The following is a 7,075-nucleotide window of genomic DNA, read 5'->3' on the forward strand; positions in this document are numbered from 1 at the left end:
ACTTACTAATTTGGTTAAAATATCAATAGTTTGTTTAGCACCATCTGTATTCCAAGCATCCTTATCATAATTTAATACGTTAGATAATAATTCTTCTCCACCTGTTTCTTTCAACAATGCATTTAATGTATTATCAAAGTAACCGTTTGTTGGATATGTAAATAATGAAATACCATCTTGTTTAGCTTGATCACCTAAAGCCCAGAATTCCTCCCAAGTTGTTGGAAGATCATATTTCTTTCCTTCTCCAACTAATTCTGTATTATAGAAGAATCCAGCAGGTGTTGTTTTAAGTGGCATTAAATAAGATTTTCCATCACCATAATATTGTACGATACTACTATTCGCATAGTTTTCATCCATACCTACTTCTTCAACAACATCAGAAATATCTAATACTTCGTGTGTATTTAATTGAGTTTCAGTATATCCAGAAGGCTGTCCTAAATTATAATAAACAACATCTGAATATTCACCCTTCGCATTTTCTTTATTTAATACATCTGGCAATTCTTTTTCAAAACGCAATTGCACATCTACATCTGGATTTGCTTTTTCGAAAGCTTCTGCTAATTTTGTAAATACTTTTTCACCATTTCCACCAGAGAACGAATCAAATTTTAATACTCGTTTATCTCCAGAATCAGAATTTTCAGCTGGTTTACTTGAACATCCTGCTAACATTGAAGCAGCCATCGCAAATGACAACCCAGCAGTTATAACTTTTTTCATACTTTACCTCCTTATAAAATTCGTATGAACCTCTTTTGACAATCAAAGTATAACTTATTTGTAAGCGTTTTATCATAAAAATATAGCTCGATATTTTAGATATATTGCGATTCGATAAATTTATGAACAAAATTGATAAATAAATGAAAACATTATATAATTATACAAAAAGAGGTGTTTATATGAGCACACAACGATTTCAAATCGATCAAGTCGATTTCAACAAAGCACGCCCAAAACTTTTATATATAACAGAATCTAAATTTGATCATGAATGGAATTCCACTCTGCATACACACTTATATACAGAAATATTCTATGTGACAAAAGGCCATGGACTTTTAAGTCTAGACAATAAAAACTATCCTGTCAAAGAAGATGATCTAGTTATAGTCAACCCTCTTATATCCCATACAGAACGTGGTATTGAAAATGTAAACTTCGAATATATTGTCATGGGAATTGAAGGTGTCACTTACTTTTCAAAAGAAGAAGATGAGGAACAAGGTTGTAGTATTGCCAATTATTATGAATATAAACATGAAGTTTTATTTTATTTGAAAACAATCCTATTTGAAGTAAAGACAAAAGATACAGAATACCAATCTCTTTGTCAAAACCTACTTGAAGTTTTATTGATCAACCTCATGCGACGCGCAAACATCAACTTAAAATCTTCACCAATCAATAAAGCCAATAAAGATTGTGTCTTAATTGAAAAATATATTGATGCACACTTCAAAGAAGACATCACACTCGATACATTAAGTGAACTCACATTCTTAAACAAATACCATATTGTACATGCCTTTAAACAATATAAAGGCATTTCTCCCATTAACTATATGATTCAAAAACGTTTAGAAGAAGCTAAACTTTTGTTGTCTACAACCAACCTACAAATTTCAGAAATCGCATATATTGTTGGTTTTACAAGTCAATCTTATTTTGCACAAGCCTTTAAAAAGGCCACCCTTACTTCTCCATTGCAATATCGTAAAGATAATAGCCATTCATAAAAGGAAACAAAATGAATAAACAAGATAAGGATGAATTACTAAATCAAGGCCTAACTCAAAAAGAAATAGAAGATTTAACACAAAAGGGTTTTTCAAAAGAAGAAATGATACAATCTCATCAATATGACAACGAAATTAAGAAAGGATCTAATTTCATCGCATGGATCGTGGATCTGATTACTTGGTTTCTACCTTAAAACAGCAGCGATTATCAAATCACTGCTGTTCTTTATTTCGTTTTTTATTTAAATACATATTTTGATCTGCCAAATCCTTAACACTCACAATATCTCCCGTCAGCAACAAAGCCGATCCATAAGACACCGAAGGTAAATATTTATATTTTCTTTGTTTGGATTTCACCAAATAATCAAATTGTATAGAACACGAATCTTCATTACGACAATTTTTTAGTAATACACAAAACTCATCGCCACCAATTCGGTAACAATATCCATATTTGGCATAGGCTTTCTTAATACAGTTGGCAATGATACTTAGACAAAGATCTCCTTTGACATGTCCATACACATCATTGACATGTTTAAAATCATCCACATCAAACACGATCAACATTCCATTTGTATAATTCATTTCATGACTACGATTCAAGAAACTATTCTGATTCAACAATCCTGTTAAACTATCCAATTGATTCCACATTTCACTACAATAAATAAAATAAAGTACAGAAAGTAAAGTGACACAAAGCCAGCTCACATGAAGATTAGGAACCATGATTTGAATGATGGTTTCTGCAGCCAAGAAGATAATCAATGGATAAATCAATGCTTTACTGCGATTTTGAAATTGCTTCGAAACTAAGATTGTGGATAAAGATAAATAGAATATAGATATAAAATACACAAAGATGTAAATAAAGAAATAAGGCCCACGAGAATATATATTTTCTTGACTTACTGAAAATACAAGTCCAGACGGAATCGATATCGCAAGAACCAAAAGATAGATAATTTCGCATAAAATTGCCAATTTAAATTCCCACCTAAGCCTTGTATTTTTATCCAATACATACACAAGACAGATACAAACAGATGGTGTAAGTCCAAAGCCAAGATAATTCGATATAATATTGATCCAACGATAACGAACTGGTAACCCATCCACTTTTAATGTAACAACTTCCAATAAAGAAATAAACGCAATCAATATAAATGCAAAGAAAAAACCACGCTTTTGTTTTTTATTTAATGATTCGCTTAATCGCGTCAACACGCACATGAAACAAAGAACGAAAATATCTATTGTCGTTAATACATAAAAATATCCATTCATCTATTGTTCCACCGTTTCTTTTGTATATATACACCTAGATACAATTGGACTATTTTTCTTTAAATATTCTTTTTGAAGCCAATCCAAATACGTTCCAGGACTAATGATCCCACGTATACTTAGTACATCTGCACCAAGTGTTCCTAAAACTAAATCTGTAAAAGAAGCACAATTATCACCTAAAGCCCAATAAATATGAAATTTACCACTCTTTACCTTATATAATTTAGCTCCCGTACGATAATGAAGACGACTCGGATAATCCATTTCATACTTACTAAAATGATCATAGCCATCTTCTTTTTCTATTTTTGTATACCAACGATACCCATTTAAACGAATCTTTTCAATTTCCTTTTCTATGAATTCATTTTGTTTAGGCGTTGTCAAAATACCATACTCAAAAATCGAATTATTTTCAGCCGAAATCATATTCGGAATATATTTCTCTAAAGGCACTGTAAAAAAGATACCATCTCCAATTGTTTGATTCAAACGAAAGGAGTCACTATCATAATTGCCATAACTATATACAATATTGTCATATGAAAAACAAATGTGACCTACCTTTTGAAAACCTTTAGGCCCCACATGTACAATCACTTTTAAACGAACAGGATCCTCCATTTTATACGTATTTAAATCTTCTGGTTTGCCTTCTTCTAAATAACGGTTAATACTCGCCAATGCAGCATCGGGCACTAAAGCACACAAAAAAGCAGGAAGCGTGATTCTTACTTTACGTTTCCACTTATATTTTGTAAGAGGATTGATTCCCACATATCCATCGCCTAAATAACGTAAGCCTAGAATCATAAAATAGATTCCAAATGCCTGCATTAAAAGATCCGTATGAAAATTCGGATTCAAAAGAAGATAAAAACCAAATAAAATATAAATAATGGTAAACACAAAGTTAAAAAACTTCCCTTTAAAATGATTGATTTTATCAATCACAAGTTGAATAAAACAAGCCGAACCACAAAGAATACAATACCCACCAAAATTCACTCGCAAGATCCATTGTGGAATATAACGAAAGTTCATCAAGAAAAACATAAACGCAAACGATAAGATTGAAAAGAAAAAGTCTTTGTTTTTTTTATTTTTAATAAAACGAATAAATAAAGTAACTCCATTCGCAAATAAAAACAGAATGGAAACAACTAAGATCCATGTGAAAACTCGATTTGGAATACATATCATGATAGCTCCAACCACCATTAAGATAGTTCCAATCACAAAGTTCATAGCTACATCATAAAACATAGACTACCTCCAATTGGATTGTACACAAAGAAAGCGCCCCTCTTCTATACGAACAATGCCTTTATCTTCAACCAAAGAATTACTTGTTGTATATATTTCCTCAATATGAATACGTCTAGATTGTAGTGGATATAAAAATCCAGATAAAGAAAGTACACCTTCAAAAATTGGATAGAATGAAATATGCCGATACGTATTATCAATTTCATACTCCCCTACATTCATAACAGATATCTTTTGATGTTCATCTATCAAAACCAAATTATTAAAACGATACATTGCCAAACGAATATTGGCAATTGTATGATCGATTCTACCCTGTATTCCACCATACAAATAGATCGTATCATAATCTTTGCATAATCGAATCGCAAGTTCTGAATCCGTTTCATCTTTCATGATTGGATGTCTTTCAATCGGACACGTAATTCGTTTTAAATCTTCTTCGTTTAAAGAATCAAAGTCTCCAACAGCCATTTTAATAGGAAGATCTTGATCTATAATTTTTAATGCCCCCGCATCTACGCCAATATAATCACAACCTTCAATAATAGGTACAACATCAACGAGTGGGGTAATCAAAACAGCACAAGTCATATTTATGCAAGCATACCTTCAATGGTTTTGGTAATATCATTTTTAAATACGTAGCTTCCCGCAACCAATGTATCACAACCTGCGTCCAATGCAGATTTATACGTATCTTGATTAATACCACCATCTATTTCAATGCGATAGGACAGATTCAATTCTTGACGTTTCTCTTTTAACCACTCTACCTTTTTAAGCATGTCTGCCATGAATTTTTGGCCACCAAAACCAGGCTCTACACTCATAACTAAAACTAAATCACAAGATTTTAATACACTTTCAAAAGGTTCGATCGCTGTATTTGGCTTAACCACAATACCGCCTTTTGCCCCCAAATTATGAATTTCATCCAATAAGCCTTGAATACGACTTAAATCATTATCTAAAGCTTCTGTATGGAATGTGACTAAATCCGCTCCATTTTGAATGAAAATTGGTGCATACGTTTTGGGATCTTCAACCATCAAATGCACATCCATAAATAATGGACAAGCCTTTTTAAAGCCTTTTAAAATATCAGGTCCAAAAGTTAAGTTTGGTACAAAATGACCATCCATCACATCAAAGTGTAACCATTTCGCCTTGGATGCCTTTAACTCTTCAAGTTGCGCACTCACATTGGAATAATCCAAAGATAAAATTGAAGGTGCAATTACAATTTCATTCATAGTTTCTTACCTCTTTCTTCCATAATATTTTTATAATCCTCATAGATTGACGCGTTGATTTCACCCTTATTGAGTGCCTCTTTAATGCTACAATCCGGTTCATTTAAATGCTTACAATCTTTAAATCGACACGTATGAATATAAGGTTTAAAATCAAGAATACACGCATCTAAATGGGATGTATCTAATCTAGTAAAATCTAAACTTGAAAAACCTGGCGTATCCGCCACTAATCCATCACATACAGGATGTAATTGGCAATAGCGTGTTGTATGTTTACCACGTCCTAAAGCTTTTGAGATAGCTTGTGTCTGCAATTCAAAATCCGGATTCAAGCGATTCAATAAACTACTCTTACCCGCTCCAGATTGACCACATAATACGGATACCTTACCATTTAAGATTTCCTGCAATTCTCTATCATCACTACCTGGATTTGAGAATACCACATCATATCCAGCCTTTTTGTATTTTTCTAAATCCGCCAAGATTTCTTCAGGATCCTCTAACAAATCCAGTTTTGTCACACAAATCACCGGCTTTACTCCAGCTAGGCCTACCAAGAAAATCAAACGATTTAAAAGATGACATGAATAATCTGGATCTTTTAAACTTGTGACAATCAATGCCTGATCGACATTGGCAATGGCCGGTCTTAAAAGACGATTTGTTCGTGGCAACACTTTATGAATGCGATACGAATCTTCAATCTTTTCATATTCTACAAAATCCCCTACAACAGGCGTTTGTTGCTGGCGCATTTTACCTCTTGGTTTGGCAATAATTTCTTCTTTTTCATTTTGAATCGTATATTGATTCGAAATAATTTTTATAATTCTTCCCTGCTGCATATTAATCATAATACAGTGTAACAACACTGTTTGTTCCTTCCTGTACATATTCTGTCCCTACATCTGGTGAGACACTAATTACTTTATTACTTCCTGAACCATCTGAAATTTTACTTAAAACAGCCGCAATACCTAGATCATTCAATTCATCTTTGGCATCTAATACATCTTTTCCAATCAAATCCGACGGAATCACAATAGAAGGATATGTACTTACGACAAATGTTATTGTTTTTTTACTGTCTGGATCCATTCGAGTTCCTGGAGTTAAGCCCTTTTGTTTCAACACAATACCTGGATCCAAATCTTTCTTACCCTTGTATTCCACGACAATATTTACATTGGGACAATTCTTTTCCAATTCATATTCAGCATCCACATACGTTCCATCTGTAAAATCAGGTACTAAATAGGTCGCACCTTTAGATACAGTTAAAACAATCTTAGTATCATTTAAAATAACTTCACCCTTTTTATGGGAAGACTTAATGATTTTTCCCTTTTCATATTTATCATTTGCCCTATAAACATATGTGACTTTGGAAGTATTAAAATGCGCATCCTGCAATGTATCGATCGCATCTTCTTGACTTTGTCCAATCACATCTGGCATCGTTTGATAGCCTAAAAATCCACTAATTCGAATGAT

General features: G+C 32.7%; 9 protein-coding genes. 2 read left to right on the forward strand and 7 right to left on the reverse strand.

The window, feature by feature from the left end; translation table 11 throughout:
* On the reverse strand, nt 1-732 hold a 732-nt coding region (locus tag EUBIFOR_RS06530), incomplete at its 3' end, for an extracellular solute-binding protein (RefSeq protein ID WP_003865189.1).
* A gap of 182 nt (nt 733-914) precedes the next feature.
* On the opposite strand from EUBIFOR_RS06530, the gene EUBIFOR_RS06535 reads away from it, so the two are divergent.
* Both EUBIFOR_RS06535 and EUBIFOR_RS06540 read left to right on the forward strand, forming a co-directional pair.
* Nucleotides 915-1,751, forward strand: coding sequence for an AraC family transcriptional regulator (locus EUBIFOR_RS06535; RefSeq protein ID WP_040466269.1), 837 nt, complete (start codon nt 915-917; stop codon nt 1,749-1,751).
* An 11-nt stretch (nt 1,752-1,762) separates the two neighbouring features.
* Nucleotides 1,763-1,948 (forward strand): hypothetical protein, encoded by a 186-nt coding sequence (locus EUBIFOR_RS06540; RefSeq protein WP_003865191.1) that lies wholly within the window; start codon nt 1,763-1,765, stop codon nt 1,946-1,948.
* A 19-nt stretch (nt 1,949-1,967) separates the two neighbouring features.
* Here EUBIFOR_RS06540 and EUBIFOR_RS06545 read toward each other — a convergent pair whose 3' ends face one another.
* The 6 genes from EUBIFOR_RS06545 to EUBIFOR_RS06570 form a co-directional block, all read right to left on the reverse strand.
* Nucleotides 1,968-3,047: a GGDEF domain-containing protein gene (locus tag EUBIFOR_RS06545; RefSeq protein ID WP_003865192.1), complete on the reverse strand. Its 1,080-nt coding sequence runs from the start codon at nt 3,045-3,047 to the stop codon at nt 1,968-1,970.
* Nucleotides 3,048-4,316, reverse strand: a complete 1,269-nt coding sequence (locus EUBIFOR_RS06550) for a DUF308 domain-containing protein (protein ID WP_003865193.1) — start codon at nt 4,314-4,316, stop codon at nt 3,048-3,050. It abuts the gene before it with no gap.
* Between the two features lie 3 nt (nt 4,317-4,319).
* Nucleotides 4,320-4,913, reverse strand: coding sequence for a thiamine diphosphokinase (locus tag EUBIFOR_RS06555; protein WP_003865194.1), 594 nt, complete (start codon nt 4,911-4,913; stop codon nt 4,320-4,322).
* Nucleotides 4,914-4,915: 2 nt separating this feature from the next.
* Nucleotides 4,916-5,575, reverse strand: coding sequence for a ribulose-phosphate 3-epimerase (rpe, locus tag EUBIFOR_RS06560; protein ID WP_003865195.1), 660 nt, complete (start codon nt 5,573-5,575; stop codon nt 4,916-4,918).
* Nucleotides 5,572-6,474, reverse strand: coding sequence for a ribosome small subunit-dependent GTPase A (gene rsgA, locus EUBIFOR_RS06565; protein ID WP_227976989.1), 903 nt, complete (start codon nt 6,472-6,474; stop codon nt 5,572-5,574). The genes rpe and rsgA overlap by 4 nt, the downstream gene beginning before the upstream one ends.
* Nucleotides 6,428-7,075: PASTA domain-containing protein (locus EUBIFOR_RS06570; protein ID WP_003865197.1), on the reverse strand; the 648-nt coding region annotated here is incomplete at its 5' end. The genes rsgA and EUBIFOR_RS06570, both read right to left, overlap by 47 nt.

Source organism: Holdemanella biformis DSM 3989, assembly GCF_000156655.1.
GTDB lineage: Bacteria > Bacillota_I > Bacilli_A > Erysipelotrichales > Erysipelotrichaceae > Holdemanella > Holdemanella biformis.

Bases quoted from the DNA above. Each gene is read 5' to 3' on its own strand.
- EUBIFOR_RS06545 (WP_003865192.1), bottom strand. From the start codon at position 3,047: ATGAATGGATATTTTTATGTATTAACGACAATAGATATTTTCGTTCTT.
- rpe (WP_003865195.1), bottom strand. From the start codon at position 5,575: ATGAATGAAATTGTAATTGCACCTTCAATTTTATCTTTGGATTATTCC.
- EUBIFOR_RS06555 (WP_003865194.1), bottom strand. From the start codon at position 4,913: ATGACTTGTGCTGTTTTGATTACCCCACTCGTTGATGTTGTACCTATT.
- EUBIFOR_RS06540 (WP_003865191.1), top strand. From the start codon at position 1,763: ATGAATAAACAAGATAAGGATGAATTACTAAATCAAGGCCTAACTCAA.
- EUBIFOR_RS06535 (WP_040466269.1), top strand. From the start codon at position 915: ATGAGCACACAACGATTTCAAATCGATCAAGTCGATTTCAACAAAGCA.
- EUBIFOR_RS06550 (WP_003865193.1), bottom strand. From the start codon at position 4,316: ATGTTTTATGATGTAGCTATGAACTTTGTGATTGGAACTATCTTAATG.
- rsgA (WP_227976989.1), bottom strand. From the start codon at position 6,474: ATGTACAGGAAGGAACAAACAGTGTTGTTACACTGTATTATGATTAAT.